Origin of the sequence: Mesobacillus subterraneus (assembly GCF_020524355.2) — a bacterium.
GTDB classification, from domain to species: Bacteria; Bacillota; Bacilli; order Bacillales; family Cytobacillaceae; genus Mesobacillus; species Mesobacillus subterraneus_C.
Window position 1 is genome coordinate 3197420 of sequence record NZ_CP129019.1, and the last position, 26664, is coordinate 3224083.

Annotated in this window: 21 protein-coding genes and 4 pseudogenes; 7 read left to right on the plus strand and 18 right to left on the minus strand. The window is 44.5% G+C overall.

Features of this window, described 5'->3' with window-relative positions:
- Positions 1–2: 2 nt before the first annotated feature.
- The 4 genes and pseudogenes from LC048_RS16645 to LC048_RS16660 all read right to left on the minus strand — a co-directional run bounded on the left by LC048_RS16645 (position 3) and on the right by LC048_RS16660 (position 3263).
- Positions 3–410 carry a potassium channel family protein gene (locus LC048_RS16645; protein ID WP_226600737.1) on the minus strand — a complete coding sequence of 136 codons (408 nt, stop codon included), beginning with the start codon at positions 408–410 and terminating at the stop codon, positions 3–5.
- A gap of 265 nt (positions 411–675) precedes the next feature.
- Positions 676–1461: an ABC transporter permease gene (locus LC048_RS16650; RefSeq protein ID WP_306048158.1), complete on the minus strand. Its 786-nt coding sequence runs from the start codon at positions 1459–1461 to the stop codon at positions 676–678.
- A 3-nt stretch (positions 1462–1464) separates the two neighbouring features.
- A pseudogene (locus tag LC048_RS16655) lies at positions 1465–2257 on the minus strand (ABC transporter permease).
- Positions 2250–3263 (minus strand): ABC transporter ATP-binding protein, encoded by a 1014-nt coding sequence (locus LC048_RS16660; RefSeq protein ID WP_226600734.1) that lies wholly within the window; start codon positions 3261–3263, stop codon positions 2250–2252. Before LC048_RS16660 ends, LC048_RS16655 begins: the two are co-directional and overlap by 8 nt.
- A 250-nt stretch (positions 3264–3513) precedes the next feature.
- On the opposite strand from LC048_RS16660, the gene LC048_RS16665 reads away from it, so the two are divergent.
- The 3 genes and pseudogenes from LC048_RS16665 (at position 3514) to LC048_RS16675 (ending at position 11098) form a co-directional block, all read left to right on the plus strand.
- Positions 3514–4809, plus strand: coding sequence for a glutamate-1-semialdehyde 2,1-aminomutase (locus LC048_RS16665; RefSeq protein ID WP_306048161.1), 1296 nt, complete (start codon positions 3514–3516; stop codon positions 4807–4809).
- Positions 4810–5149: 340 nt separating this feature from the next.
- Positions 5150–9621: pseudogene (locus tag LC048_RS16670) on the plus strand (glutamate synthase-related protein).
- A 394-nt stretch (positions 9622–10015) separates the two neighbouring features.
- The gene (locus LC048_RS16675) at positions 10016–11098 is read left to right on the plus strand and encodes an FUSC family protein (RefSeq protein WP_226600731.1); all 1083 of its coding nucleotides are present in this window, start codon (positions 10016–10018) and stop codon (positions 11096–11098) included.
- Positions 11099–11147: 49 nt separating this feature from the next.
- Here the strand turns inward: LC048_RS16675 and LC048_RS16680 are convergent, their stop codons facing one another.
- The 10 genes and pseudogenes from LC048_RS16680 to fabL all read right to left on the minus strand — a co-directional run bounded on the left by LC048_RS16680 (position 11148) and on the right by fabL (position 21429).
- Positions 11148–12047 carry an ABC transporter permease gene (locus LC048_RS16680; RefSeq protein WP_306048163.1) on the minus strand — a complete coding sequence of 300 codons (900 nt, stop codon included), beginning with the start codon at positions 12045–12047 and terminating at the stop codon, positions 11148–11150.
- 18 nt (positions 12048–12065) lie between these two features.
- Positions 12066–13071 (minus strand): annotated as a pseudogene (locus tag LC048_RS16685) (ABC transporter permease).
- 208 nt (positions 13072–13279) lie between these two features.
- Entirely contained in the window at positions 13280–14881 is a 1602-nt protein-coding gene (locus LC048_RS16690; protein WP_306048165.1) for an ABC transporter substrate-binding protein, read from the minus strand.
- A 113-nt stretch (positions 14882–14994) separates the two neighbouring features.
- Positions 14995–15960: an ABC transporter ATP-binding protein gene (locus LC048_RS16695; RefSeq protein ID WP_226600727.1), complete on the minus strand. Its 966-nt coding sequence runs from the start codon at positions 15958–15960 to the stop codon at positions 14995–14997.
- A pseudogene (locus LC048_RS16700) lies at positions 15935–16947 on the minus strand (ABC transporter ATP-binding protein). The gene LC048_RS16695 and the pseudogene LC048_RS16700 overlap by 26 nt, the downstream one beginning before the upstream one ends.
- Positions 16948–17272: 325 nt before the next feature.
- Positions 17273–19021 carry an ABC transporter ATP-binding protein gene (locus LC048_RS16705; RefSeq protein WP_306048167.1) on the minus strand — a complete coding sequence of 583 codons (1749 nt, stop codon included), beginning with the start codon at positions 19019–19021 and terminating at the stop codon, positions 17273–17275.
- An 88-nt stretch (positions 19022–19109) separates the two neighbouring features.
- Positions 19110–19640 carry a nucleoside tri-diphosphate phosphatase gene (ntdP, locus tag LC048_RS16710; RefSeq protein ID WP_041967592.1) on the minus strand — a complete coding sequence of 177 codons (531 nt, stop codon included), beginning with the start codon at positions 19638–19640 and terminating at the stop codon, positions 19110–19112.
- A 236-nt stretch (positions 19641–19876) separates the two neighbouring features.
- A complete protein-coding gene (locus LC048_RS16715; protein WP_226600724.1) occupies positions 19877–20131 on the minus strand; it encodes a YgaB family protein in 255 nt (84 codons plus the stop codon).
- Positions 20132–20399: 268 nt separating this feature from the next.
- On the minus strand, positions 20400–20591 hold the full coding sequence (locus LC048_RS16720) for a gamma-type small acid-soluble spore protein (RefSeq protein WP_102261608.1): 192 nt from the start codon (positions 20589–20591) through the stop codon (positions 20400–20402).
- An 88-nt stretch (positions 20592–20679) separates the two neighbouring features.
- Positions 20680–21429, minus strand: a complete 750-nt coding sequence (gene fabL / locus LC048_RS16725) for an enoyl-[acyl-carrier-protein] reductase FabL (RefSeq protein ID WP_226600723.1) — start codon at positions 21427–21429, stop codon at positions 20680–20682.
- A gap of 185 nt (positions 21430–21614) precedes the next feature.
- Here fabL and LC048_RS16730 point away from each other — a divergent pair, with 185 nt between their 5' ends.
- Positions 21615–21839 (plus strand): hypothetical protein, encoded by a 225-nt coding sequence (locus LC048_RS16730; RefSeq protein ID WP_226600722.1) that lies wholly within the window; start codon positions 21615–21617, stop codon positions 21837–21839.
- 275 nt (positions 21840–22114) lie between these two features.
- On the opposite strand, the gene mutY is transcribed toward LC048_RS16730, so the two are convergent.
- Both mutY and LC048_RS16740 read right to left on the minus strand, forming a co-directional pair.
- Positions 22115–23188 carry an A/G-specific adenine glycosylase gene (gene mutY / locus LC048_RS16735; RefSeq protein WP_226600745.1) on the minus strand — a complete coding sequence of 358 codons (1074 nt, stop codon included), beginning with the start codon at positions 23186–23188 and terminating at the stop codon, positions 22115–22117.
- Positions 23189–23269: 81 nt separating this feature from the next.
- Positions 23270–23566 (minus strand): hypothetical protein, encoded by a 297-nt coding sequence (locus LC048_RS16740; RefSeq protein WP_226600721.1) that lies wholly within the window; start codon positions 23564–23566, stop codon positions 23270–23272.
- Between the two features lie 147 nt (positions 23567–23713).
- Between LC048_RS16740 and LC048_RS16745 the strand changes: the two genes are divergently transcribed.
- Positions 23714–24700: a metal-dependent hydrolase gene (locus tag LC048_RS16745; RefSeq protein ID WP_306048172.1), complete on the plus strand. Its 987-nt coding sequence runs from the start codon at positions 23714–23716 to the stop codon at positions 24698–24700.
- 213 nt (positions 24701–24913) lie between these two features.
- On the opposite strand, the gene LC048_RS16750 is transcribed toward LC048_RS16745, so the two are convergent.
- Positions 24914–25168, minus strand: coding sequence for a YfhJ family protein (locus tag LC048_RS16750; protein WP_226600716.1), 255 nt, complete (start codon positions 25166–25168; stop codon positions 24914–24916).
- 115 nt (positions 25169–25283) lie between these two features.
- Between LC048_RS16750 and LC048_RS16755 the strand changes: the two genes are divergently transcribed.
- Positions 25284–25466 (plus strand): small, acid-soluble spore protein K, encoded by a 183-nt coding sequence (locus tag LC048_RS16755; protein ID WP_041967967.1) that lies wholly within the window; start codon positions 25284–25286, stop codon positions 25464–25466.
- 41 nt (positions 25467–25507) lie between these two features.
- Here LC048_RS16755 and LC048_RS16760 read toward each other — a convergent pair whose 3' ends face one another.
- Positions 25508–25843 (minus strand): YfhH family protein, encoded by a 336-nt coding sequence (locus LC048_RS16760; protein WP_226600715.1) that lies wholly within the window; start codon positions 25841–25843, stop codon positions 25508–25510.
- A gap of 136 nt (positions 25844–25979) precedes the next feature.
- Between LC048_RS16760 and LC048_RS16765 the strand changes: the two genes are divergently transcribed.
- Positions 25980–26657, plus strand: coding sequence for an SDR family NAD(P)-dependent oxidoreductase (locus tag LC048_RS16765; RefSeq protein WP_226600714.1), 678 nt, complete (start codon positions 25980–25982; stop codon positions 26655–26657).
- Positions 26658–26664 lie beyond the last annotated feature (7 nt).

Here is a 26664-nt window from a genome sequence, read left to right on the forward strand (position 1 = left end):
CGTCATGATCGTTTTTGGTCGAACATCGCCCTCGTTACAAAGGCGGCTGGAATCGTATAGCCAATAAGTGCCTCTAAAACAGCGATCGCCCTCCCCACCCCAACTGGTGCGATATCACCGTATCCAACTGAAAAAAGTGTAATTGCACTAAAATACATGCTTGTGGACATTCTTTCATAGGAGGAGTTGCTTGGTCGCATACTTATATCAGAAAGTACCCATAATCCTCTCAAGTCAAGCAGATAATACAGAAGCCCAAAACCAGCCATCACTGTTGCATAAATGAGCGCAAGTGTAAGAAAATTCTCGAACGAAACCTGTTTGCCTTTTATTTTGTGTGGGATGAACAGTGTCCGCAAACTAAATAAAATCGCCACAATAATTAAAACGATCGAAATATAAAACGACATTTCCCCAGCCTCATTTCCCCATCACTTCTCACTTCAACTATACGCTCAGGAAAATAAGAGTATGCTAGCAAGTCCGATTCGTTTTTATGATGTTAAAACAATGCGAAAACCGTAATACCTGCTTCTGACAGCTTTTCTTCTACGCACAAACTTGCCGGAACTTGCTCCTCCTTCTGACAGCTCCTCTTTCCCCCAACCTTTCCGAACCTCACCCAACACAAAAAACTGCAGCATGGTTATGGCTGCAGTTTTACTGGTTATATATTCAGTTCCCGGCTCCTCGGTATCTTTTTACACCTTCATTCCAAATGAACACGGACAGACTGAAAAACACAAGTCCGATCACTGGTGTTAAAAATGAATAACCGTACCACTCAACACGGCTAAGGAAGTATGCGGCCGGATAGACTCCGACGAAAGCGAATGGCAGGATCCACGTCAATACAAAGCGGATTGCTTTGTTATAAATATCTACTGGATAGCGGCCGTAGTTGCCGATATTGTACATCATTGGCATGATGGAGGTCCTGCCATCGTCCCAGAAGCTGATGCAGGCGATCATCACGAATATGCCCGCGTATACAAGAACACCGCCCAACACGAATAAAACAAACAAAATAGGATCTGACCAGCTCACCTCAAGCCCTAGACGGCTCCCGGCATAAAACATGACGGCCAGCCCGGTCACTGCACCGAACAATGACTCCAGCTCCATCCTCTCGAGAATAATCTGAAACAAACTATGAATCGGCCTTGTCAGGATCCTATCAAGCTCCCCTTTTACGATATAGCGTTCATTGAAATCCCAGATATTGAAAAATGATGAAAACAGCGCAAAAGGCACAAGGAAAAAACCATAAATAAAGATGATTTCATCCCGGCTCCAGCCATTCAGGAATTCGGTATGGTCAAAAACTACAAGGATAAAAATCAGGTTAACAGCTTGAAACAATAAATCTGAAAAGATCTCTACAATTAAATCCGCCCGGTATTCGAGCCTCGTCTTCATATACTGGGCGACATATTGAAAAAACATCCGAATATAAAACATTCGTCACCCTCCCTGTATAATCAACTGTTTTTTCGCGATCACCCAAAGAATTTGAGTCGGAATCACCAATATCAACACCCATGCCGCCTGCAGCACGAGTCCTTCAACTGTCTCGCTGCCTGTGAAGCCATTCGTGAAAATCATGCTGGGAATATAGCTTATTCCCTGAAACGGAAGGAACCCCATGACCTCTTGGGCCCAACCCGGAAAGAAGCTGATCGGCAGCAGCAAGCCTGAAAACAGGTCAATCAGGACACGTTTGGCACGGATTAGGGCCTGTATTATTATATAGAAAGAAAGTGGTGATTCCTGTCAGCAGATTCAATTGTGTGTTGATAAGAAAGCTGAGCACAATCGAAATTGCAAACAATGCCCATGTCGAGGCATCCGCTGAAAACTCCATTGGGAATATTAAGGCGACAATCACCATCCCGGGTACCGAGAAGAAGAACAGCCTGAAGATCCCTTCTCCCAGCCCCTGCATTGTTTTCATCCCGAGATAGCTATATGGCTTTATCAATTCAACGGCTACCTTGCCCTCCTTGATTTCTGTCGCCATTTCGCGGTCGATATTGTTAAAATAAAACGCCCTTGCCATCCAGGCAACAGCTACATATGTCGTCATTTGGATGGCACTCAAGCCTTCGATTTCACTCTTTCCGCCGTAGATCGCATTCCAGAGAAAGTAATAGGCTCCGATATTGATGCTGTAAATCAAGATTCCTGTATAATAATTAGTCCTGTAAGCAAGCATCATCAAGAAACGGATGCGGATCATTTCAAGATATTTATCCATGCAGCCCCATCCCTTTGTCATAAATATTGCGGATGATTTCCTCTGTAGATGGCTCATTGATTTTGACATCCCTTATCTTATAAGAAGCAACTGTACGGGCTATCACTTGCGATACGATTTCCTCATCATCACCTGTCACCGCAGTATACATCTGTTTCTTTTCATCCAGCTCCCATTTAATATCAAGATCACTTGTCAAAGTTTCAAGTCGATTGAGTTCCGCTTTTTCAAGGAATTCAAAGCTGATTTCCTTACCCTCTCCCCATCTTTCCTTCAGGCTTTTCAGTGCACCATCATAAATGATATTTCCTTCATCAAGCATAACGACGCGCTCGCATAATGCTTCGATATCTGTCAGATCATGGGTTGTAAGCAGGATTGTCGTGTTGTATTTTTCATTGATTTCCTTCAGAAACTCCCTGATTTTCAATTTTACAAGGACATCCAAACCAATCGTCGGTTCATCAAGGAAAAGAAGCGGCGGGTTATGGATTAAAGCGGCAGCAAGCTCGCAGCGCATCCTCTGGCCAAGAGACAGCTTCCTTACTGGCTTATCTAGCAATGGTCCTAAGTCAAGCGTTTTGATGACATGATCCATGTGCTCGTTATAATCAGCATCCGAAACTTTATATACTTTTTTCAGCAGCCGGAAAGATTCCTGGACGGCAATGTCCCACCAGAGCTGGGAGCGCTGGCCGAAGACGACACCAATTGTCTGGACGAACCGTTCCCTTTCCTTATGCGGATTCATTCCATTTACAATGACACTTCCCGAAGTCGGTGTCAGGATCCCGGTAAGCATCTTAATGGTCGTCGATTTTCCGGCTCCATTTTCTCCGATGTAGCCGACCATCTCTCCCTGTTTGACAGTAAAGTTGATATCGTTCACTGCCGGTACTATTTTATAATTACGTGTAAAAAGATCACGGAAGGCTCCCGATAATCCGGAACGGCTCGAGTAAGCCTTGAATTCTTTCCGCAGCCCATTCACTTCAATGGCGTTCATAAACATTTCCTCCTTTGGTCACTCAAACAGTTTAGCCAATCCTTCTAGCTAAAACAAATGCTATGCCTGATTCCATTTTGCATGGGTCGTGGATAGTTTAACCATAAAAAGAAAGAATGTTGAATGAGCAAGGGAATGCTTAGTGAAAAAAGGGCTCCTTCGCTGGAAATGAACGAAAAGTGAAACAATCTGTAAAATACAGAAATAATGATAAAATAGAAAAGCAGTTACATATAGGAGGTTTTTTACGATGCAAAGAACAAATTCTGAGCGGATACATAGCGAAGCTCTTGAAAATATCGTAGGTGGTGTCAACAGCCCGTCGCGATCCTACAAGGCGGTCGGCGGCGGTTCCCCTATCGTGATGGAGCGTGCCCAGGGCGCATACTTCTGGGATGTGGACGGCAATCAATATATCGATTATTTAGCAGCATATGGACCAATCATTACCGGTCATGCTCACCCACATATAACAGAAGCAATTAAGAGAGCCGCAGAGACAGGAGTCCTTTACGGAACACCGACTCCACATGAAGTCAAATTCGCCAAAATGCTGAAGGAAGCAATGCCGGCACTTGATAAAGTTCGCTTCGTCAACTCAGGGACAGAAGCAGTGATGACGACAATTCGTGTGGCGCGTGCCTACACAGGACGTGACAAAATCATTAAATTCGCAGGCTGTTATCATGGTCATTCCGATTTGGTACTAGTTGCGGCAGGTTCTGGACCGTCTACTCTTGGAACTCCAGACTCAGCGGGTGTACCAAAAAGCATCGCCCAGGAGGTCATTACGGTACCATTCAACGATATTGAACCTTTCAAGGAAGCTATTGAAAAATGGGGCAACCAGATTGCGGCTGTTTTAGTGGAGCCGATTGTCGGCAACTTTGGAATCGTTGAGCCTAAACCAGGATTCCTCGAAGAAGTAAAAGAGCTGACACATCAGGCTGGATCTCTGATCATTTTTGACGAGGTCATCACCGCTTTTCGTTTCATGTATGGCGGTGCACAGGACATGCTGGGTATTACCCCAGACTTGACGGCTATGGGCAAAATCATTGGCGGCGGACTTCCGATTGGAGCTTACGGAGGACGCGCTGAAGTCATGGAAAAGGTTGCACCGCTAGGACCTGCTTATCAGGCTGGAACGATGGCTGGGAACCCTGCTTCAATCCTTTCAGGTATCGCTTGCCTTGAGGTTCTTAAACAGGATGGTGTCTATGAGTATTTGGACCAGCTTGGAGCGATGCTCGAGGAAGGAATCACATCTTCAGCAAGCAAGCATGGCATCCCAATCACAATTAATCGCCTGAAGGGTGCCCTGACTATATACTTTACCACTGAAAAAATCGAGAATTATGAGCAGGCAGAGAACACGGACGGCGAAATGTTCGCACGCTTCTTTAATCTGATGCTTGAGCAAGGAATCAACCTTGCGCCTTCCAAATATGAAGCATGGTTCGTGACCATCGCCCACTCCCAGGAAGACATTGAAGCAACACTAAATGCAGTTGATCAGGCATTTTATTCAATGACCAATGAATAAATATACAACTTTTTATACATAACAGGCATCACCTCGGTGCCTGTTATTTTTGTAACTCAAAATGAAACCGTTTACATTTCAAGGTGCTTTTTATTATTACTTTCCCCTCTGCAATTATCCTCCATCCAAATTAATGCATAATTAATTGATTTCTGAAAATTCTTATGATATGATTACAATTAATATTTTATAATTGCCATTCAAATGGCCGCTTAAAATCCCTGCTATAAAATCCCGTCTTAGAGTTACACCCTCATGTACCAAGCTATCAAACAACAGATCATAGATTATTTTTTCAGGAGGTGAAACGGCTTAAAAGACCCTTTATAAGCCGATTTTTATGACAACACAATGGAACCCTTCCCAATTCAAAGATTTCTCAAGATTCGAACACGATGCCTGTGGGATCGTTGCCTGCATTGAAAAAAAGAAAACCCCTACACGTGAAAATATTTTTCACTGCATCAACGGCCTGGTCACGATGAACCACCGCGCTGGTTTTATCAATGGCGAAGGAGACGGCGTTGGTGTGCATATTGACATCCCACGCACACTCTGGAAGGAAAAGCTTTCTGAAGCAGGTGCAGATGTTAGTGCGGTTGATAATGAAAACTTCGTGGTCGGACATGTTTTTATCACAAGGTCTGAGCAAGAAAAAGCAATTCAGGATGAGCTTGAGGCAAAGCTTGCAGAACAAGGTATGGAGCTTGTCTTTTCATCAGTCGATGTCACTGATTCAGGAGCGCTCGTCCCGATTGCGATTCAGGAGAATCCTGTATTCTGGCAGTTCGCCTGCCTTGCAAACGAAACAGGACAAGAGCTTTCAGGCAAACTGTTTAATATGATTGTAGATTTCGAGAAAAATGAGCAGGTGCATGTAGCCTCTCTTAGCCAAAATCACGCGGTTTATAAGGTGATGGGGGCAGGAGACATTCTTCCGAAATACTACCATGACCTGGCAAGTCCGCTTGTTGCTTCCACAATGACACTTGGGCATAACCGCTATTCAACTAATACTCTATCAAGCTTTTTCCGTGTCCAGCCGTTCAGCGTCCTTGACCATAATGGTGAAATCAATACAATTGCCAGACTTCGCGATGAAGCGCGCATGGTCAATGTTCCGCTCGTGAAAGACGGCAGTGATTCACAGGACCTTAGCCGCACACTTGAAACTTTTATTTGTCGTGATGGTTATTCTTTATTTGAAGCAATGGACATGATGTTCCCGCCAATCATCAATGAAATCAAAGCATATCCCGAGCACTTACAAGATTTATATACTTATATACGCGAAGCATGGGGGCCATTTTGCCCAGGGACCGGCAGGCATCATTTCACGCTTTGGAGATGAAGCAGTATTCAGTGTAGATGCACTTGGCCTGCGCCCGCTATGGATGATAGACACTGAAAGCTCTTTTCTGTTTTCATCTGAACCGGGCATCATCCATTCAACTGAATACACAGGAGACCCGAAACCTCTTGCGCCTGGCGAGAAGGTTGGCCTGAAATGGAACGGCGACACAATTGAAGTGTTTGAAATGGAGCAATACCAGGGTGAAGTTTATAAGCGTTTTTCAGAGCGCCTTGTTTTCCAGGAAGCGCGGCTCCGCCTTGAGGGTCCACAGCTTGGCAAAACGGTTACAATGACATATCCGGATAAAATCCATAATGGACAATATAAAGCATTTGGCTGGGAGCGTGACCATGTCCAGTTAGTCGAACAGATGGCTGAAAAAGGCGCGGAACCAATCCGCTCGCTTGGACATGATGCCCCACTTGCCGCGATGAATCCAGAACGTAAGAATATCGCTGATTTCATAAAAGAAAGTGTTGCTGTCGTAACCAACCCTGCAATAGACCGCGATCGTGAAGCTGAACATTTCTCAACGAGGACTGTACTCGGCAAGCGTCCATCCCTTTTTGGCAAATACGAGACAGGTAAAGTCTTAGAATTGATCACCCCTCTTCTTGTAGAAGGAAGAGCAGGCTACGAGGTTTCATTAGAAACTGGGCAGCCAAGCATGGATCAGGTAATCAAGTGCTACCAGGATGACAAACTTGCAGCATACCTGGAAACGGTCTTTCGCAATGAAGAAAGTGTTAAAGAAGCACTTGAAAGGCTTGCTGATGAAGCAATAAATGCTGTTAAGGATGGCAAAACCTTGCTTGTTCTTGATGACGCAATGGCCCACCATGAAAATGCACTTTGGCTCGATCCGCACCTTGTTGTTTCTGTGATCGACCAGGCACTTGTAAAAGAAGGCTTGCGCCGAGATTGCTCACTCTTGCTGCGTTCTGCATCATTAAGATCGCTGCATGATATCATTGTTGCACTTGGTCTGGGTGCAGACGCAGTCAGCCCTTACTATATGTTCATGACAGTGTTAGATGATTCTGTTAAGCCGCTCGTTAATTTATACAGTGCCTTGACGAAAGGCCTTGAAAAAGTCATTTCTACTATTGGGATCCATGAATTGCGCGCATACGGTCGTTTATTCTCAAGCATTGGCCTGAATGATGAGATAGCTGATTACTTAGTAATCGTGAACTTCTTTGGTTCCAATGAACTCTCATACAATTTCGAAGCAATGAAAGAGGATGCATTAAAAAGAGCAGAAGACTTCCAGAACGAAAAAGAACGGATTGGCAAAACATTTCACCTATTCCCTCGTATCTGGAAGGCGATTGGCGAGGTTGCTTCCACAGGAGATTACAGCGTTTATCGTGAGAAAATCTCTGAACAGGAGGACAGCAATCCAACAACGATCCGTCATTTAACTGGATTAAAGAAGGCAGAGACAGGAGTCTCGCCAGATGAAGTTGAAATTGGTGTAGGTGATCACAGTCTGCCGTTTGTCATCGCATCGATGTCTTTCGGTTCACAGAACGAAATTGCGTTCCGTGCTTATGCAGAAGGAGCCGACCGCCTGAACATGATCAGCATGAACGGCGAGGGCGGCGAAATTAAGGATATGCTTGGCAAGTACCCGCGTACCCGCGGCCAGCAGGTTGCATCCGGACGTTTCGGAGTGAATGCTGAATTGCTAAACTCCTCCAATCTTTTAGAAATCAAGATTGGCCAAGGAGCAAAGCCTGGGGAAGGCGGACACCTTCCTGGTTCGAAGGTTACAGCTAAAATCGCGGAAGCAAGGAATGCGACAATTGGTTCCGACTTAATTTCACCATCAAATAACCATGATATCTATTCAATTGAAGATCTGGCTCAAATGATCCACGAACTGAAGACAGCCAATGACCAGGCCCCGCGTTGCCGTAAAGGTCCCTGTCGTTCCGAATATCGGTACGATTGCTGTTGGAATCGCAAAAGCAGGCGCAGATATCATTACATTGAGCGGCTTTGATGGCGGTACTGGTGCTGCACGTATTCACGCGTTACAGTTTGTCGGGCTCCCGGCAGAAATCGGCATCAAAGCTGCACACAACGCCCTGCTTGAAGCAGGATTGCGCGATAATGTCGAGCTATGGGCTGACGGCGGCGTGAAGAGTGCGCAGGATGTGATTAAATATATGCTTCTTGGAGCAAACCGCGTCGGCTTCGGTACACTATCGATGCTTGCGATCGGTTGTACAACTTGCCGTGGCTGCCATCTTGATACATGCCATGTTGGTATTGCAACACAGATTGACTCTGAAGCACAGGCGAAGGAACATGGACTGCGCCGTTTCGTACCTCGCCAATTCGACCTTGCCGTTAATGGCATCATGAATCTGTTCACTGCTTTTGGCAACGAACTTAAGTCCCTTGCCGCATCTGCAGGCATCATGAATCTGCAGGAAGCAGTCGGCCGTTCCGACTTACTAGAGCAAATCAAAGGAAATGACCTGCTTGATTTGACCTATTTATTGAAGCCGCTTGAGATCGGCCAAATCGCGCATCAAAAAGAAGCTAAAGCTTCCCTTGCTTCTGCACAGCTTCAGGTTGCTGCAGGCGCTGAATATCTTGATGCTGTTGATGAGGAGCTTCATCAGTCACGTGAATTCAAGGCTGTAACTGCTGAGCAGCGTGTGCTTGCAAGCAGGGTTTCATGCCATAGGGTCCGCGGACGTCTTGATGGCTCCTACAGAAAGCTGCAGCCCGTCACACTCCGTTACAAAGGCTCCATCCTCGGTAATGGACTTGGCGCTTACAACACGGATGGCATCAACATTGACATTGATGGCGGCGGCCAGGACGGAGTCGGCAAGACTTCATTCGGCGGTGAGATTTTAATCGCAAAATCGCCTGGCAAGGACGCCGGTTTCTACAATGGTTCTGTCGGTAAAGGCTTTGGCTATGGTGCGCAAAAAGGCTTGCTCGTAGCTCAGGGCAATGCAGATGCTCGCGCGGGAATCCGTTTATCAGGTGCTGACATGATCATCGGCGGTCTTGTGAAAAAGCCTATCCCTGAAAAAGAATTCGGGAACATCGGAACAAACGCTAATATCAAAGGCTTCGCTTTTGAATACATGACCAACGGCCGCGGACTTGTACTCGGCGATCCAGGACCTTGGATTTGCGCAGGCATGACAGGCGGTGTCGTTTACTTGAGACACCAGCCGGAGATGGGGCTGACAAAAGAAGCCATCACCCGCCGAATCGCCAAAGGCGCCAAGGTTTCCATCGAGACTCTGTCAGCAAAAGGTATCAATGATGTAAAAGAATTACTGGGGAACTACATTGAAATGGTCAAAAATCATGGCTAGGAAAGCGAGGCTGCGGATCTCGCCCTCCTGCTGGAACATCCTGAAGATCACTTCATCCAGGTCGTACCGGTCAAAGAGCAGGCAGACCCAGCTGTTTCAACTGAATAATAAACGAATCTGGCCCCGCTTAGCAGGCGGGGCTATTTGTTTTTCCTTAATCACTTGCCATAATAATTTAGAATTATTCTTAGTATGGAATATCCAATACTGTTTAAGGAATAAAATTGGTTTCTAAGGAATATATTCCGCGTTTCAGGAATATAATTGATTGTTTAAGGAATATAACGAATGAGTTCAGGAATAAGTCGAATTTAAGCAACTCCAGTCTAATAGACTTGTAACCACTTACATTTAAAACAGGCTTGTTTTTCGATAAATTGACGCTTGAACTTATTGGCTTTCCGTTGTATAGTACATAATTGTTTAGTTTTGAACAAAATGGTTTAAAGTATTAATTAATGAATGAGATTATCTGTCTCTGAATGAAAGGAATTCACTTCCCATGAAACTTGGTGCCCGCATACTGAAAACGGGAATTGCCATCACACTTGCGTTATTTTTATCACATATTTTTGATCTTCCATCACCTGTTTTTGCCGGGATTGCTGCAATTTTTGCCCTGCAGCCAACTGTATACCGCTCTTATCAATCAATTATTGAACATATCCAGGGCAATCTGATCGGAGCCGCGACCGCTGTCTTATTCGTAATGGCGTTCGGCAATAGCATTTTCATTATCGGCCTTGCCGCAGTACTCGTGATTACTTTAAACCTTAAGCTGAAACTGGAAAACACAATATCGCTTTCCCTTGTCACATTGATTGCGATCATGGAGACACCTGGTGATGATTTCATCCAGTTTGCGCTGATCCGTTTCTCGACCATCATGCTTGGGGTTGTATCGGCATTCATTGTGAACCTCGTGTTCCTGCCGCCTAAGTATGAAAATAAATTGTATTACAAGAGTTCTATTTTATCAGAGGAAATTACGAAGTGGATCAGGCTGAGCACGCGTCACGCCTCCGAGCATCAGCTTTTGAAGGCAGATATCGAGAGGCTCCGCGAGGGTATCATCAAGCTTGATCAGCTCTATATGATGTATAAGGAAGAGCGTGATTATTTTAAAAATAATCCTCTTGCTAAATCGCGAAAACTTGTCGTTTACAGACAAATGATCACAACGGTAAAAAAATCGCTAGAGACGCTAAAAAGGCTTCACCGCTACGAAAATGAATTTAATCATCTTCCTGTTGAGTTCCAGGAAGTCATCCAGCACCAGCTGGATTGCCTGATCAACCACCATGAGCAGGTGATGCTTAAATATGTTGGTAAAGTAAGAGCTGAAGCCTCCTATATCGAGGGTGAGGTTTGCCTGAATAAGGAGCAGCTGTTTGAATTATTTTTAGCGAAAAAAAATGAACTGGCTCAAACGAACAGCCAGATGCTTTATCATGTCATGCAGCTCGTGTCGATCATCATGGAATATGGCGAGCAGGTTGAACACCTGGATACTCTCGTCACCAGCTTCCAGTCTTACCATAAAGACGATAGCAATGTCACGATGGAACAAAATACGGAAATTTAAAAGCAGCTGGTTCATTATCAGCTGCTTTTTCTTTTTGCATATAATTGCATTAACTCTTCATTCTAGGATCCAATGCATCCCGGAGGCCGTCGCCCATTAGGTTAAAGCCTAAAACCGTCAGCATGATAGCAAGCCCTGGGAAAATCATTGTCCATGGTGCCTGGATCATGAACTGCTTAGCGTCAGCCAGCATCTTGCCCCATTCGGGATTTGGGGCCTCAGCTCCCAGGCCGAGAAATCCAAGAGCAGCAGCCTCAATAATTGCCGTCGCAATTGCCAGTGTGCCCTGGACGATGATTGGCGCCATACTGTTAGGAAGGATGTGCTGGAACAAAATCCTGCTGTCCTTCATCCCAACTGCCTTGGCAGCCATGATGTATTCCTCTTCTTTTACACTGAGAACCCTGGAACGGATCAGCCTTCCGAAGTTCGGAATATTGATAATGGCTATCGCAATCAGCGCATTTCGCAGTGAAGTCCCAAGCACAGCTACAATCGCTATCGCCAATAAGATACTCGGGAATGCCAGCATAATATCAAATACTCTTGAAATGATGGTGTCGACCCATCTGCCGTAGTATCCCGCAAGAATTCCCAACAGGCAGCCGACTACGATTGAACCCATTACTGCAAAGGTTCCTACCCATAAGGAAATCCTGGCACCATATATGACTCTGGATAAGATATCTCGTCCAAAATCATCTGTGCCAAACCAGTGGTCAGCTGAAGGTGCCTGAAGACGAACCTCCATTTTCTGATCATTAATCCCTTCTGGCGCAATCAATGGTGCAAAGATAGCCAGCAAAACAAAAAACAAGACGATGACCGTTCCAACGAGAGCCAATTTATTCTTCTTGAAGCTATACCATGCTTCTGCCCAGGGAGACGCCACTTTTTCCTCTGCCTGTACGGTTGGCGGCTGTATTTGTTTTTGAGTTGAAATCTCCATCTGCTCTCTCCCCTTCCATCAGCGGTATTTGATCCGAGGATCAATTGCTGCGTATAATAAGTCAACTACAAGGGTTGATCATTACAAAGATTATGGCAATGATCAGGATCCCCGACTGGATAACCGGATAATCTCGATAATTAATAGCCTCGTAGATATATCGGCCAATTCCCGGCCAACTGAAAATTGTCTCAGTAAGGATCGCACCGCCAAGCAGAAGTCCGGTCTGCAAGCCTATGATCGTCAACACAGGGATGATCGCATTTTTAAGGGAGTGCTTATAAACAACCCAGAACATGCTCAAACCCTTCGCCCTTGCTGTTCTGATAAAATCAGACCTCATCACCTCAAGCATCGTAGAACGAGTAATCCTCGCAATGATGGCCATCGGAATGGTCGCCAGCGCCATCGCCGGCAGCACCAGATGCTTCAGGACGTCGACAAACTGGTCTGTACGTCCCTGGATCAGGGTATCAATGATATAAAAGTTCGTGATTGCATCGACTGGATTCCGCACTTCTTCACGCCCTGAAGTCGGGAGGATATCAAGGTTGATGGCGAACAGCCACTGTTCCATCAAGCCGAGCCAGAAAATCGGCATAGATACCCCAATAAGCGCAAAGATCATTGCCCCATAATCAAACCATGAATTTTGGAACCATGCACTGACGATTCCGGCGTTTACTCCAATGATAATTGCAATTAACATCGCCACAAAAGACAATTCCATTGTTGCTGCAAGATACGGCCATATTTCACTGCTGATCGCTGACTTCGTCCTTAGAGATTCCCCTAGATCACCCGTCAGCAGCCCTCCAAGATATGTAAAATATTGTACATACCAAGGCTGGTCAAGCCCCAGCTCCCTGGTTAAATCAGCAATAGCTTCTTTAGTCGCCAGCTGCCCGAGAATGACTTGGGCGGGATCGCCAGGGATTGCTCTGATCATAAAAAATACGATAAGTGAAAGACCCAATAATACAGGAATTAGTGAAAAAAACCTTCTGACAGAATAGGCAAACACCTTCCCACCTCTTTTCTTGATGAAAAGCGTAAGCGCCATTGTCAATCTCGAAAAGCCACTCGAGTGCTCAATGCTAACCATCTACTCGAATATGCACTGTCAGGTTGAAAATTGGCTAGGCGCTGGAGCTAGACATTAATTAAATTTATTAATTTTATTTTTTCAAAAGAAAAGGGAGAATGCATATGTTCTCCCTTTTCCTGATGCATTATTTTTTGAATTCAACCGTTGCCAGGATATCGGATCCAGTTGGATGTGCCTTGAAGCCAGTAACGTCTGCTCTTCCTGCAAGGGCAGGCTCAGAGTGGACAAGCGGAATCCAAGGAGCATCTTCTTTAATTAACAATTGAGCTTCTTTATACAGTTTTTCACGTTCAGCCTGGTCATTTGTAGACTGGGCCTTAATGAATAGATCATGCACTTCCTGGTTCGCATAGCGTGCGTAGTTATTGCTGTCGATATTATCCTGGTCTAAAAGGACATACAGGAAGTTATCAGCGTCACCATTGTCTCCAGTCCAGCCAAGCAAGAATGTATCTGCTTCACCCATACGTGCTTTTTCCAGATATGTTGCCCACTCATAAGAAACAATTTTTGCTTTTACGCCAACCTCAGCAAAGTCTTTCTGAAGTGCTTCAGCCACTTTCTTTCCGTCTGGCATATAAGGTCTTGCAACTGGCATTGCCCATAGTTCCATTTCAAAACCATCTTCAAAGCCAGCTTCCTTAAGAAGTTCCTTTGCCTTCTCTGGGTCATATTCATATGCTTCTACATCATCGTTGTAGCCAGCTACCGATTTTGGCATAGGGTTTTTTGCAGGCTCAGCAGCACCAGCATAGAATGCATCGATGAGCGCTTGCTTATTGACGGCATAGTTCAATGCCTGGCGAACTTTTTTGTCTTTCATAGTCCCGCGTTCGTTATTCAATCCAAGGTAAGCAACGTTCAGAGAAGGACGGTAGAAGGTTTGCAGGTCTGCATTTCCTTCAATCGCTTCAACATCACTGAAATTCACACCGTCGATAATGTCAACTTCACCAGTATTCAATGCATTCAAACGTGCAGAGTTTTCAGGGATCACGCGGAAGATGACTTCATCAAGCTTAGGAAGACCTTCTTCCCAGTATTCTTCGTTTTTCACAAGAGTTACCCTGTCGTTACGCTTCCATTCCTTGAATTTGAATGGTCCAGTACCTACTGGGTTCTCGATGAATTTATCACCATGCTTCTCGATTGCAGCAGGGCTTGCGATACCGAATGGAGACATGGCAAGGTTTTTGTAGAATGGAGCAAGAATACGGTTAAGTGTGAATTCAACTGTATGCTCATCTACTGCCTTAACTTCCTTGATTACGTCACCAAATTGTGAGTTATAATAGTAGAATTGTTTTTTATTGCCGGCCTTCCAGCGCTCGAAGTTGAATACTACCGCTTCAGCGTTGAAATCAGTGCCGTCATGGAACTTAACACCTTTACGCAGTTTTAATGTGTGCTTAAGGCCATCGGGAGATTCTTCCCAGCTTTCTGCAAGGCCCGGGTAGATTTCTGTATCCTGCTCACCGAATTCGATGAGAGTTTCATAGATGTTTTTTGTTACTTTGAAAGCTTCCCCTTCGGTTGTCACAGCTGGATCAAGCGATGTTGAATCACCGCCGCGCCCAAATACAAGAGTTCCGCCAGACGATGAACCACCGTCAGAACCAGACTCACCGCCCGTTTTCTTGCCGCCGGAATCATTACTGCAGCCGGCAAGCCCCAGGCTAAGGATAAGGATAAAAGCAAAAAACATTAATCCAAAACGCCTTTTCATATTCTTCCCCCTTGTTTTTTTCGGACTGGTTTTATATATCCAGTCCATAATATATATCATCCATGCTGTATATCCTGCACACATTCCTATCTGGAATAAGATTCTGTTCCAAATTAATAAAGGTGGCAGGCAGCAAAATGACCAGGTTCAATTTCTTTCAATACAGGTCTATCAGTCTTGCAGATATCCATGCATTCCTTACATCTTGTATGGAATGCACATCCCTGTGGCGGATTCGCCGGACTGGGAATATCCCCTGTCAGGAGCTCCTGCTCCCTTTTCACATCAGGATCCGGTATTGGAACCGCTGAAAGCAACGCCCTCGTATACGGATGGAGCGGTTTTTCGTACAGCTTATCGGCTTCGGTAATCTCTACGAGTCTTCCTAAATACATGACTCCAACCCTGTCACTGATATGCCTTACCACTCCAAGATCATGGGCTATGAATATATAAGTCAACTGGAATTCCTTTTGCAGGTCCTCCAGAAGATTCAATACTTGTGATTGAATAGAAACATCCAGTGCAGATACAGGTTCATCGGCTATGATCAGCTTGGGCCTTGTCATTAACGCCCGGGCGATCCCAATCCGCTGACGCTGTCCTCCGCTGAACTGGTGTGGGTATCTTTTGGCATGGTAGCTGCTTAACCCAACTACTTCAAGCATTTCCCTGACCATCTGCTTTCGTTCCTTCTTCGTCCCGATTCCATGGACTATCAAAGGTTCTTCCAGGATTTTTTCTACTGTATGCCTTGGGTTCAGTGAGGCGAATGGATCCTGGAAGACCATTTGCATATCTTTCCGAGCCTTGCGCATGTCATTGTCCGATAGCGTCACAAGATCTTTTCCTTCGAAAACGACTTGCCCTTCTGTCGGATCGATTAGCCGCATCAGCATTCTTCCTGTAGTTGATTTGCCGCATCCTGACTCGCCAACAAGTCCAAGTGTTTCACCCTTATTCACCCAAAAGCTGATATCATCGACAGCTTTGACAGCACCCGTCTGTTTTCCAAGGATACCTCCAGTAATCGGGAAATATTTTTTTAATCCATCAACTTTTAACAGTACTTCTGTCATTGGCTGCTCCCTCCTTCTCATGCAGCAGGCAGCGAACGGTATGACCCGGTCTGCCAGTTCCATAGAGTTCAGGATCTTCGCTCAGGCATCTGTCCATCACAAATTCGCATCTTTCCGCGAACCTGCAGCCAACCTTAATGGAACCTGGTTTGGGGACGTTACCGGGAATCGAGTATAAGCGCTCCTGTTTATCCCTGATATCAGGGATCGATTTAAGTAATCCGAGAGTATAGGGATGCTTCGGATTTTTGAAGATATCTTCCACAAGCCCCTCCTCGACGATTTTACCGGCATACATAACAACGACACGCTGGCAAACCTCTGCGACAACTCCAAGGTCATGGGTTATCATAATTATCGCCGTTTCAAGCTTTACATTCAGATCCTTCATTAACGCCAATATTTGCGCCTGAATGGTCACATCAAGCGCTGTTGTCGGTTCATCCGCAATCAGCACCCTCGGGTGGCAGCTCAAAGCCATTGCAATCATGACTCTTTGCCTCATTCCACCAGAAAGCTGATGAGGATATTCCCTGATGATTTGTTCTGCTCTTGGCAGCCCGACAAGCTTCAGCATCTCCACAGCCTGCTGATAAGCTGCCTTTTTGCCGAGCTTCTTATGTATTTTCAGGCCTCGACCAGCTGTTCACCAATTGTGAATAGTGGATTCAATGAAGTCATCGGTTCCTGGAAAATCATCGCGACATCATTTCCGCGGATTTCCCGCATTCTTCTTTCCGAAGCGTGCACCAAGTCCTCGCCATTGAGAAGGATCTCGCCGCCAGCAATTTTCCCCGGAGGCTGGGGAATCAGCTTCATGATTGATAAGGAAGTAACGCTTTTTCCGCTGCCCGATTCTCCTACTATCCCGAGGATTTCTCCTTTATTAACTGAGAAGCTGACATCGTCTACTGCAGGGACCTCACCATCTTTTGTGACAAATGATGTCTTTAAATTTTTCACTTCCAAAATCGGAGCATGTACCACTTTTCTACTCCTTTCTATTACCGATATATTATTGTTGAATAAAAATGACTTATGTCTGTGTAAAACATTTTATATTAAATGCACCGAGATAGTCCACTGATTTTTCTTAATTATTTAAATATAATAATAATTTAGAATTGTTTTAGGGACTTGGTACTATTTGTATGTCAAAAGTTGATAAATTATGACACTTTAGGAATATGAAAAATTCCTTGTTGTTAAGTTTTGTGTTTGTGAAAAAATCCCCGGGTTATCCGGGGATTGGTTTGTCTCGATAGGTATAATAAAAAACCGAAGCGAAATGCCTCGGTTTCTCGTAGATTATTTAACTTTCTAGCTGTTGGACCTGGAAGAGTCTATGATAGCCCCCCTGCTTTGCCATCAGTTCATCATGGCTGCCGTCCTCGATGATTTCTCCGTGCTCAATCAGGACGATCCTGTCGGCATGTGTAATCGTGGATAAACGATGGGCTACAACGAACGTTGTCCTGTCTTTTGCCAGCTTTTCTATTGCTTCTTGAATAAGATGCTCACTCTCAAGATCAAGCGCTGAAGTTGCTTCGTCAAGTATCAGAATCGGCGGATTCTTCAGGAACACGCGCGCAATGGCGACACGCTGTTTTTGTCCCCCAGAAAGCTTGACTCCCCTTTCTCCGACTTTTGTATCATAGCCTTCTGGCAGATTCATAATAAAATCATGGGCATTTGCGGCTTTGGCCGCTTGAATCACTTCCTCATCACTTGCTCCCGGGCTGCCTAACAGGATATTCGATTTGACCGATTCACTGAACAAAATATTATCCTGCGCAACCATGCCGATTTTATCTCGCAGAGAACGGACTTTGAAGGAACGGATATCCTTCCCATCCAGGAGGATTTCCCCATCTGTAACATCAAAGAATCTTGGAATCAGGCTGACAAACGAAGATTTTCCGCCACCGCTCATTCCTACCAGGGCAATTGTTTCTCCCTTTTTAACCTCAATATTCAAATCCTTGAGTACCGTCTCCCCGTCTTCTTCATAAGAGAAGCTTACATTTCTAAAAGAAATATCTCCGTGCACGTTTTTCAGTTCAATTGCATCCGGAGAATCCTTAATATCGTATTTTTCATCCATGAACTCGAAAACCCGGTCCATTGACGCAATCGCCTGGGTCAATGTAGTTGATGAATTTACCAGCCTGCGCAAAGGGTTATAGAGCCGGTCGATATATGCGATGAATGCCGCCATTTCCCCGATGGTGAGATTGCCTTGAAGGACCTGATAACCTGAAAAGCCAATAACAAGCAGTGGTGCAATGTCAGTAATCGTATTGACTACCGCAAATGCTTTTGCGTTCCAGCTTGTATGTTCAAGAGCTTTTGTTAAAAAATTCTTATTCTGCCGGTCAAACTGTGTTTGCTCATAATCCTCAATCGCAAAGCTTTTGATGACCGAGATTCCAGCCACCCTCTCATGCAAATAGCTTTGTACCCCAGCTAGTGCCTGTGATCTTTCCCTCGTAAGCTTTCGGAGATTCCCGAAGAAGAATTTTACCGAAAAAGCGTAAAAAGGGAACAAAATGAGCGAGACAAATGTCAGCTGGACATCCATCGAGAACATGATAGCAGCTGCGATCATAATTGTAGCAACGTCGAGCCAAAGATTCATGAGCCCAGTAACAACGAAGGTCTTTGTTTGCTCGACATCATTGATCATCCTTGAGATGACCTCGCCCGCTCTTGTGTTGGAGTAATATTTGTAGCTGAGCCTCTGCATATGGGTAAACAGTCTGTCTCTTATGTCATAAAGGATTTTGCTCGCTGTCCACTGGGCAAAATATTGACGATAGTATTCAATTGGCGGCCTGAGCACGACAAAAACTACGATCATGACGCCCATTACCCAGAGGAGCTTGTCGATCTTTTCATCCTTGACCAATGTTTCGTTTCCGATTACATCATCGAGGACAAATTTGATTAAAAGTGGAATCAAAAGCGGAATTGCAAATTTAAGAATGCCGATGATGATTGTTCCAATGATTTGCAGCCTATATGGTTTGACGAATTTTAAGTATCTGCGGATGCTGCCCATTTTTACAGTTCCCCCTTATGGAGCCTTGTTGCACGAAACAAAAACCTGTTGAATCAATCAACAGGCTAAAGCTTGTCTCCCTGTATGGTTAACGACGATAAGTTAAATACCGTTCATAATAAATGTCGATGAAATCCGGCGCAAATGGACCCTTTCTCTGCCTGATCCAGCGTTTGAGCTTTTCAACATTGTATTTCAATATCTTATCGATCACATCAGGATATTGCATTTCTTTTCGATGGCGTTCATATTCATCTTCATCGAGCAGATTAAACGTCATATCAGGAAAAACTTTAATATCGAGATCATAGTCAATATATTTCAACGCTTCTCCATCAAAAATAAATGGAGAACTAATATTGCAGTAGTAATACACGCCGTCTTCCCGAATCATGCCTATAACGTTAAACCATAGCTGAGAGTGGAAGTAACAGATTGCAGGCTCTCTCGTAATCCAAGTTCTGCCGTCTGACTCAGTTACGACTGTCCGATCATTCCCGCCAATCACAAGATTTTGCGTTCCTTTTAAGACGGTAGTTTCTTCCCAGACTCGATGGATGTGCCCATTATGCTTGTAACTATGGATTTGGATCGGTTCACCTTCTGTGGGTACGCCCATGTTCTTCTCCCCTACTTTCCTTTCCCGGAAACTTTGCAACCTATTTCTTGTATATTTATCTAATTCTTCAAAACGACAAAAGGCAACAAAGAACGATTCCTATTTTTTATTATTATAACGGTTAACGAGAGAATTTAAAACAAAAGAGCCATCGATTTCCTCGATCGCCCAATAATTTGCCTAAATTTTTATAAAAATTCGCTTTTTTTCATTTCAATAATTTGCAAGGACCACGTTTAACGATAACTGAGGGCTAGCTGTTGGTACGTGTGGATGACTTCCTCCGTCTGCTTTTCGAACATCTGGTGAATTCCCTTTAGATCCTGCTTTTTACGGTCAATTTCCATGCGAAGATCTTCTAATTCAGCACTTTGCTTAAGGGCATCCAGCTGCTGTTCGATTTCCTGGCATCTTTCCAATTCAGACTGCAGATATAGAAGCTTTTCCATCGTTTGCATTTGTGTAGAAACCAATTCGTTAAATTTATCCATGCTTTTCCACCGCCTGTAAAATTTATCTTTTGTATGTATTCTTTTATGGACGGGAAAATCCTTTGACTAGTTATGTAGAGGAATTAGAATCTTTGTCGAATGAAGTAACTTGATATTTTGCGGCTCTTTTATTTTCGTGCCTGTCTTCACTGAGTACTGATATTCATTTTGCGTTACCTCTTGTGGTGGTCGCTCTAAGGTGAGTACTGACTTTGAATTAATGGGAAAAGGCACTCTACGAATTAGAGTGCCTTTCTTTAAGGTGATATTATTGCTGTTGGCCAGAGTTTTGGCCTTTACGAGCTTCAGCTTGCTGGTTTTGCTTACGTACTTCTTGAGCGTTTGTTTCGCTCGCGAATTCAGTGCCGTATTGGCCTTGTCCACCAGCTTGTTGAGCATTTTGCTGCTTCACGTGCTGAATGTTTGTGCCAGCTTGAGTTTGATTAGGTTGTTTTGCCATCGTTTATCACCTCCACGAATAATAGATTAACCATCCGCGGAAGTTGCTATCCGATTTTTTTATACCAAATTCATCCAAGGATTAAAATCTACACTAACAACGAGATACCGCCATCAACGATGATTGTCTGCCCGCGGATCATGCTGGATTCGTCCTTAAGCAGGAACATGATGGCATTGATCATATCGTCGATCTCAACCATCCTTCCAGCAGGGGTTTTCTCTCTTGCCTCTGCTAGCAGTTCCTCTCTATTAGGGAAGTGCGTAAGTGCTTCTGTATCGACCGCCCCGCCTGATACCGCGTTGACTACGATATTTTTCCGTGCAAGTTCGACAGCTAGATAACGTGTCAATGCTTCCAGGGCCGCCTTGGAGACCCCTACGGTTGTATAGTTCTCCAAGTATCGAATCGAGCCTAGTGAACTGATGCTGACAATTTTACCGCCGCCATTCCTTTCCATCAGTTTAGCCGCTTCCTGGGCACAGAACAATAACGCTTTACTATTGATGTTCATCGTCCAATCCCAATGTGATTCCTCAAGCTCCATCGCCGGTCGCAGCACGCCTGAAGCTGCATTGTTAACGAAGACATCGAGCCTTCCGAATTCCGCTTCGATTTGTTCGAACATTGCTTTGATTTTACTGACATCTCCAACATTCGCCTTAACGACAAGGGCTTTCCTGCCAAGGGCTTCGATTTCCTCAGCTGTTTCCTGGGCTGCCTTTTTGCTTCGGGCATAATTGACAATGATGTCATAACCCTCTTCCGCGAGCTTAAGGGCTGCAGCTTTGCCGATTCCCCGGCTGCTTCCGGTGATGAGTGCAACTTTTTGTGTCATCTAAAAATTCCTTTCTATACAGTTCCTGCTTAAAAAAGCGGAATCATAATTTTGTTTCATTTTAGCCTGTTCAGGTATATATGACAATAACGATATGTTTCTTGTCCATGAAATCTGTGATAAAAACACCCGGTACTGAAAACACTATTCTTTAGGTTGATAATCTTACGAAAGGATGATTCCTGATGTATGTAGGCCGAGATATGACTGAATTATCGATGATGTCCAAAACTGATTGGAAGGATAGCGAGCTTGCTTTCTTCCATCATTCTCTCCAGCAAATGGTCCCTTACCTGAATGCCGAAGGTCAGACAATCCACAGGGAAATCGTTGAAGAAATTGAAAGCCGGGGCGGTTTGACACGTGGCGAAGCCGACTATACGCATGGAACGAAAGTAAGCTACGATTAATATGGAAAAGTGTAAGCGCCTTGCTCAGCCCCGACAAGCGCTGCCCGCCTTAAAGCGCCACGTCCTGTGGCTGGCGGGTCTAGCACATCGTGTGCACCGGAGGGCCTGTCAGTGAAGTCGTTCTTAGACTTCATTGGCAGGACCGAAGCGTCTCGAGGAGTTAGGAGCCGCAGCTGGACAAGCGACTCGAGGGACTAGGCGCTGGAGCTAGACACTAATCTTAATACTAAAAGCTTTTATTTCATTTTAAGTAAATAAGGCTGCTAACCTAATGGTTAGTCAGCCTTTTTATATGCGAGATACTGCTTCAGCATTTTTTGGTATGGTACCGGAAAGGCAAATTCTTGAATCTCCTCCTCGGTAACCAATTTTAGTTGTGGCGTTTCTGGGATTCCCCCTGTAAATTGTCCGCTGAACACCTGTATGTTCCATACCAAATGAGAAAATACATGGTCGATTTCTCCTATAAAATCACCGATTTTAGGTGTTAAGGCATAGTTATCTTCGAAATGCTCAGCCAACTGATTTCTTTGTCTTTGGAAGTCAAGGCTCAGCTCAACAGTCGGGAATTCCCATAAGTTAGCCAGCAAGCCGGTTCCAGGTCTTTTACGAATGAGGATCCTTCCTTCACCGTCACTGAAAATCCCGGCAGCAAGCTGTACATTTTTCTGCTTTTTCTTTTTGGTTTTTACGGGCAATTCATTTTGCACTCCCTGATGGAATGCCTCACAGTGTTCCCTGACCGGGCAAAGCAGGCAGGAGGGAGAGGTCGGGGTGCAGATAAGTGCCCCAAGCTCCATTAACGCCTGATTGAAATAGGAAGGGTTGTCGTGCGATATGAGCTCCCTGACACCCGCTTCAAAAATTTTGCGGGACGCTTGCCTGGCAATGTCCTCCCGAATCAACAAGATACGGGATAATACCCTCATGACATTTCCATCGACCGCAGGCTCGGGTTTTCCATAAGCAATGCTGAGGATTGCTCCAGCAGTGTAAGGACCGACACCTTTTAATGCAGAAATCTCTTCCGGAGAATCTGGTACTCTGCCCCCGTACCTTTCATTAACTTCTTTAACTGCGGATTGTAAATTCCGTACTCGGGAATAATAACCGAGTCCTTCCCATGCTTTAAGAACCTTTTCTTCATCAGCGGCAGCTAGTGCCTCTATCGTTGGAAAATTTTCCAAAAATCGATTAAAATAAGGGATGACAGTATCTACTCTTGTTTGTTGGAGCATGATTTCAGATACCCACACTTTGTAAGGATCCTGGTCCTTTCTCCATGGCAGTTCTCGCTGCTCACCTACAAACCATCCTATCAAGTCATCCTGAAAGGATTTTATATCCATTTTATCTATACATTTCTTGATGTCAGTCGCCACTTTTGTTCCTCCAGGTGTTAAACTTTCCGGAAATTTGGGAATATAATATTAACGCTTCTGCTTAATCGCCATGAATCCTATCCGCTCCAGCCCGCCCGGGACAAAGTCCTCAAGGATTCCGAAAACGGAATGGTGACGGGAGAGCCGCATTTTTTTCATTGCATGATAATGGGCTTCAGTCGGGACATAGAATGACTCAATAAAAATATTCCGATCTTCCGACTGGCTGCATGAAAACATGTCAGCTTCGAAATCAGGAAGCATTGTTGAGATTTTATGAATTGTCTCATGGTATTGGCTAAGCAGATTTTGTTTTACTTCATATTGTACGATCATCTGAATCAATTTTTCCAGCTCCTTTATCCGTTTCGTGAAGGGGCTGGGTGAAACAGCCCTTTAAACGTAAACTATTCTTCGTATTGTGACAAGGACTTTTACCTGCCAAACGTTGGTTATGCTTAACAAAAATCTTTAAAAAAGGAGGATGTCCCCATGGATACTGGAACCCATGTTGTGATGGGATTCGCTCTTGGCGGGTTAGCTACGCTTGATCCTGTTGTCAGCGGAAGCACCGCCACTGCCTCAAGCGTTCTGATAGCTACACTTGTGGGCTCACAAATCCCTGATATTGATACTGTTTTAAAGTTGAAGAATAATGCTGTCTATATACGGAATCACCGCGGTATTACCCATTCGATACCAGCAGTTCTTCTGTGGCTGCTGCTTATTTCTGGGACAATCTACTTTTTCTACCCAGAAGCAAATTTGCTGCATTTATGGATTTGGACATTTATTGCTGTTTTCCTTCATGTTTTTGTCGACATTTTCAATGCCTATGGCACACAGGCATTGCGTCCTTTTTCGTCGAAATGGGTCGCACTGGGGGTAATCAATACTTTCGACCCGATTATTTTTGCGTTTCATGTCGTCGGTTTATTCCTCTGGGCATTTGGTTTTCACCCTGGATATACATTTTTAACAATCTATGTAATCCTGGTGTTCTACTATATTTACCGCTTTATCATGAAGCATCGCATCAAACGGGCGGTTGAAAATATTGTTCCGGATGCGACCGAAATCATCATCGCTCCGACAATGAAATTCAATCACTGGCGAGTAGCTGTAATGAATAAGCACCAATTCTTTGTCGGCCGCGGGCACAAGCACCATGTCAGGATTCTTGACCAATTCAACCGAGTTCCTGTCCCGGAAACTGCGGTATTGGAAGCAGCAAAAAAAGACAAGAACCTGTCAGCGTTCCTGTCTTTCTCACCGGTTTACCGCTGGGAATGCGATGAATATGATGACTATTACGAAGTCAGGTTCATCGATTTGCGCTACCGCAGCAACGGCCATTATCCTTTCGTCGCAGTCGTGAATCTCAGCAAGGACCTGGAAATCCTCAGCTCCTACACGGGCTGGATATTCAGTGAAGAAAAACTACGAAAGAAATTGGAATTCCTTCCCGGTGAAGGGTAAACAATGAAAAGCGGAAGCGCCTTGGTCAGCCCCGACAAGCGCTGGAGGGCCGCTCAGGTGAAGTCGTTCTTTGACTTCACCTGAGTACCTGAAGCGACTCGAGGGGCTAGGCGCTGGAGCTAGACACTAATCAAAGTAAAAAAATTATATTTTCTTATCTACCTAAAAAAATCCCCGCATATGCGGGGATTTTTTAGGTTTATTGAATAGACCTCAGTCCTGAGCTAATAAATGCTTATACTTCGGGTTCCTGCCAACAAATTCGTGTAGCTGCCCGCCGTAATTATCAATCCATTGGCGGACCACTTTTTCGGTCATTTCGATGCCCATATATTCATGTCCTGCTTTTGCGTAGGTTGACTCGAAGTCCCCCCATAAAAGCTCTACCCAAGTCAATGCCTGTTCATATGTGATGCCACTGTTTTTTTCTTGAAGCATCCTAGCTAGCTTCTCATGTGTTTCTTGCATCGTGATCATCCTTTGCCAATTTTTAATGTAGTTATGAATGATTGTGTTTATCAAATACTATAAATGCGTGCAGCTTTTTGGCATACACGTAATTTTACCCGTCAGGGAGGGCAATATGCGAAATAAAGTAACTAACTTCCCAAACCAGAACAACAATAAGTTTGAGGGCGAGCCCCGGGCTAAAGCGGAATATGCTTCAAAAAGAGCCGATGGCACCATCAATACTCACCCGCAGGAGCGCATGTACGCCTCATCGCACCGTGAAGATGATACTTCAGCGGTCATAAAAGACCACTAAGAAAAAGTTTTGTTTTCAGCAATTCGGGCAAAACCAGATTTTCAAATCTGGTTTTGTTCCAATTCTAATAAAAGGGAAATTGGCAGTGCCTCTTCTCTTCCATCACCATTTACACGCGCACCCCAGGCAAATACTCCATTCATATAATCAATTTTGAAATAGGTTCCTGGGTCCCCATCGATTCCGTATATTTCTCCCGGCTTGAAATCATCCGGGTTCAGCATGTAGGATTTTGCCATGGCTATTTTCCGTTCATATACGGCAAGCTCACTGACCATCCCCATCTGCTCTGCTTTTCTAGCTTTGTCACGGAGACTGGAAATTTCCTGGTTCAATTCATATTCAGATAACTCACTGTATCTTTTTTCTCTGCCCATCTATATTCACTCCTGGATTGTTATTCATTATTAGGTATTTTCAATACTTGTTTTAACGATTATAAGCATCGTACTATTCTCATTCAAGCATTTAAGTTATAACTAAATTATAGCATGTTATCTTAAGGAGGCTATCATGAAAGCAATCATTGTGACTGGTGCCGGTACTGGCCTTGGGAAGGAGCTAGCTCTTCTTTTCGCCCAGCAGGGGTACCATTTGATCTTAACAGGAAGAACTGAAGATAAGCTAAAAAACGTTCAAGCCCAAATCGAGCAAACAGGAGGAAGCGCAACAAACCTTGTGCTTGATCTCCGGAATCTGGAGGATATCAAAGAAAAAGCTCTATTGATCAGTAAAAAACATGAGATTTACGGCCTCGTCAACAATGCAGGTCTTGGTCATTTTGGTCCATTCGCAGAGATCTCCGATAATGAAATTGAAGAGATGTTCCAGACTAACGTCTTTGGAACGATCCAGATGACCAAAACAATTCTCCCTTATCTGGAATTAAATAATGACGGTCTGGTTCTGAACATCGTTTCAACAGCAGGCCTGCGCGGGAAAAAGAATGAGGCAGTATACTGCTCCAGCAAGTTCGCCGTAAGAGGATTTACAGAGAGTTTGCAAAAGGAATATGAAGGAAAAGGAATTCACTTTGTCGCTGCTTACATGGGGGGCATGAATACTCCGTTCTGGGAAGAAAGTGACCATGTTGCTGACCCATCAAGATTTCGTTCTCCCGCTGAAGTAGCAGGAATCATCATTGAAAATCTGGAAAAAGACGAAATTGTTATAGAGTCCAAAAAATCATGACACATGT

Excerpts from the sequence above, each read along its gene's own strand:
- LC048_RS16645 (WP_226600737.1), bottom strand. The coding sequence starts at position 410 with ATGTCGTTTTATATTTCGATCGTTTTAATTATTGTGGCGATTTTATTT.
- LC048_RS16650 (WP_306048158.1), bottom strand. The coding sequence starts at position 1,461 with ATGTTTTATATTCGGATGTTTTTTCAATATGTCGCCCAGTATATGAAG.
- LC048_RS16660 (WP_226600734.1), bottom strand. The coding sequence starts at position 3,263 with ATGAACGCCATTGAAGTGAATGGGCTGCGGAAAGAATTCAAGGCTTAC.
- LC048_RS16665 (WP_306048161.1), top strand. The coding sequence starts at position 3,514 with ATGCAAAGAACAAATTCTGAGCGGATACATAGCGAAGCTCTTGAAAAT.
- LC048_RS16675 (WP_226600731.1), top strand. The coding sequence starts at position 10,016 with ATGAAACTTGGTGCCCGCATACTGAAAACGGGAATTGCCATCACACTT.
- LC048_RS16680 (WP_306048163.1), bottom strand. The coding sequence starts at position 12,047 with ATGGAGATTTCAACTCAAAAACAAATACAGCCGCCAACCGTACAGGCA.
- LC048_RS16690 (WP_306048165.1), bottom strand. The coding sequence starts at position 14,881 with ATGAAAAGGCGTTTTGGATTAATGTTTTTTGCTTTTATCCTTATCCTT.
- LC048_RS16695 (WP_226600727.1), bottom strand. The coding sequence starts at position 15,960 with ATGACAGAAGTACTGTTAAAAGTTGATGGATTAAAAAAATATTTCCCG.
- LC048_RS16705 (WP_306048167.1), bottom strand. The coding sequence starts at position 19,021 with ATGGGCAGCATCCGCAGATACTTAAAATTCGTCAAACCATATAGGCTG.
- ntdP (WP_041967592.1), bottom strand. The coding sequence starts at position 19,640 with ATGGGCGTACCCACAGAAGGTGAACCGATCCAAATCCATAGTTACAAG.
- LC048_RS16715 (WP_226600724.1), bottom strand. The coding sequence starts at position 20,131 with ATGGATAAATTTAACGAATTGGTTTCTACACAAATGCAAACGATGGAA.
- LC048_RS16720 (WP_102261608.1), bottom strand. The coding sequence starts at position 20,591 with ATGGCAAAACAACCTAATCAAACTCAAGCTGGCACAAACATTCAGCAC.
- fabL (WP_226600723.1), bottom strand. The coding sequence starts at position 21,429 with ATGACACAAAAAGTTGCACTCATCACCGGAAGCAGCCGGGGAATCGGC.
- LC048_RS16730 (WP_226600722.1), top strand. The coding sequence starts at position 21,615 with ATGTATGTAGGCCGAGATATGACTGAATTATCGATGATGTCCAAAACT.
- mutY (WP_226600745.1), bottom strand. The coding sequence starts at position 23,188 with ATGGATATAAAATCCTTTCAGGATGACTTGATAGGATGGTTTGTAGGT.
- LC048_RS16745 (WP_306048172.1), top strand. The coding sequence starts at position 23,714 with ATGGATACTGGAACCCATGTTGTGATGGGATTCGCTCTTGGCGGGTTA.
- LC048_RS16750 (WP_226600716.1), bottom strand. The coding sequence starts at position 25,168 with ATGCAAGAAACACATGAGAAGCTAGCTAGGATGCTTCAAGAAAAAAAC.
- LC048_RS16755 (WP_041967967.1), top strand. The coding sequence starts at position 25,284 with ATGCGAAATAAAGTAACTAACTTCCCAAACCAGAACAACAATAAGTTT.
- LC048_RS16760 (WP_226600715.1), bottom strand. The coding sequence starts at position 25,843 with ATGGGCAGAGAAAAAAGATACAGTGAGTTATCTGAATATGAATTGAAC.
- LC048_RS16765 (WP_226600714.1), top strand. The coding sequence starts at position 25,980 with ATGAAAGCAATCATTGTGACTGGTGCCGGTACTGGCCTTGGGAAGGAG.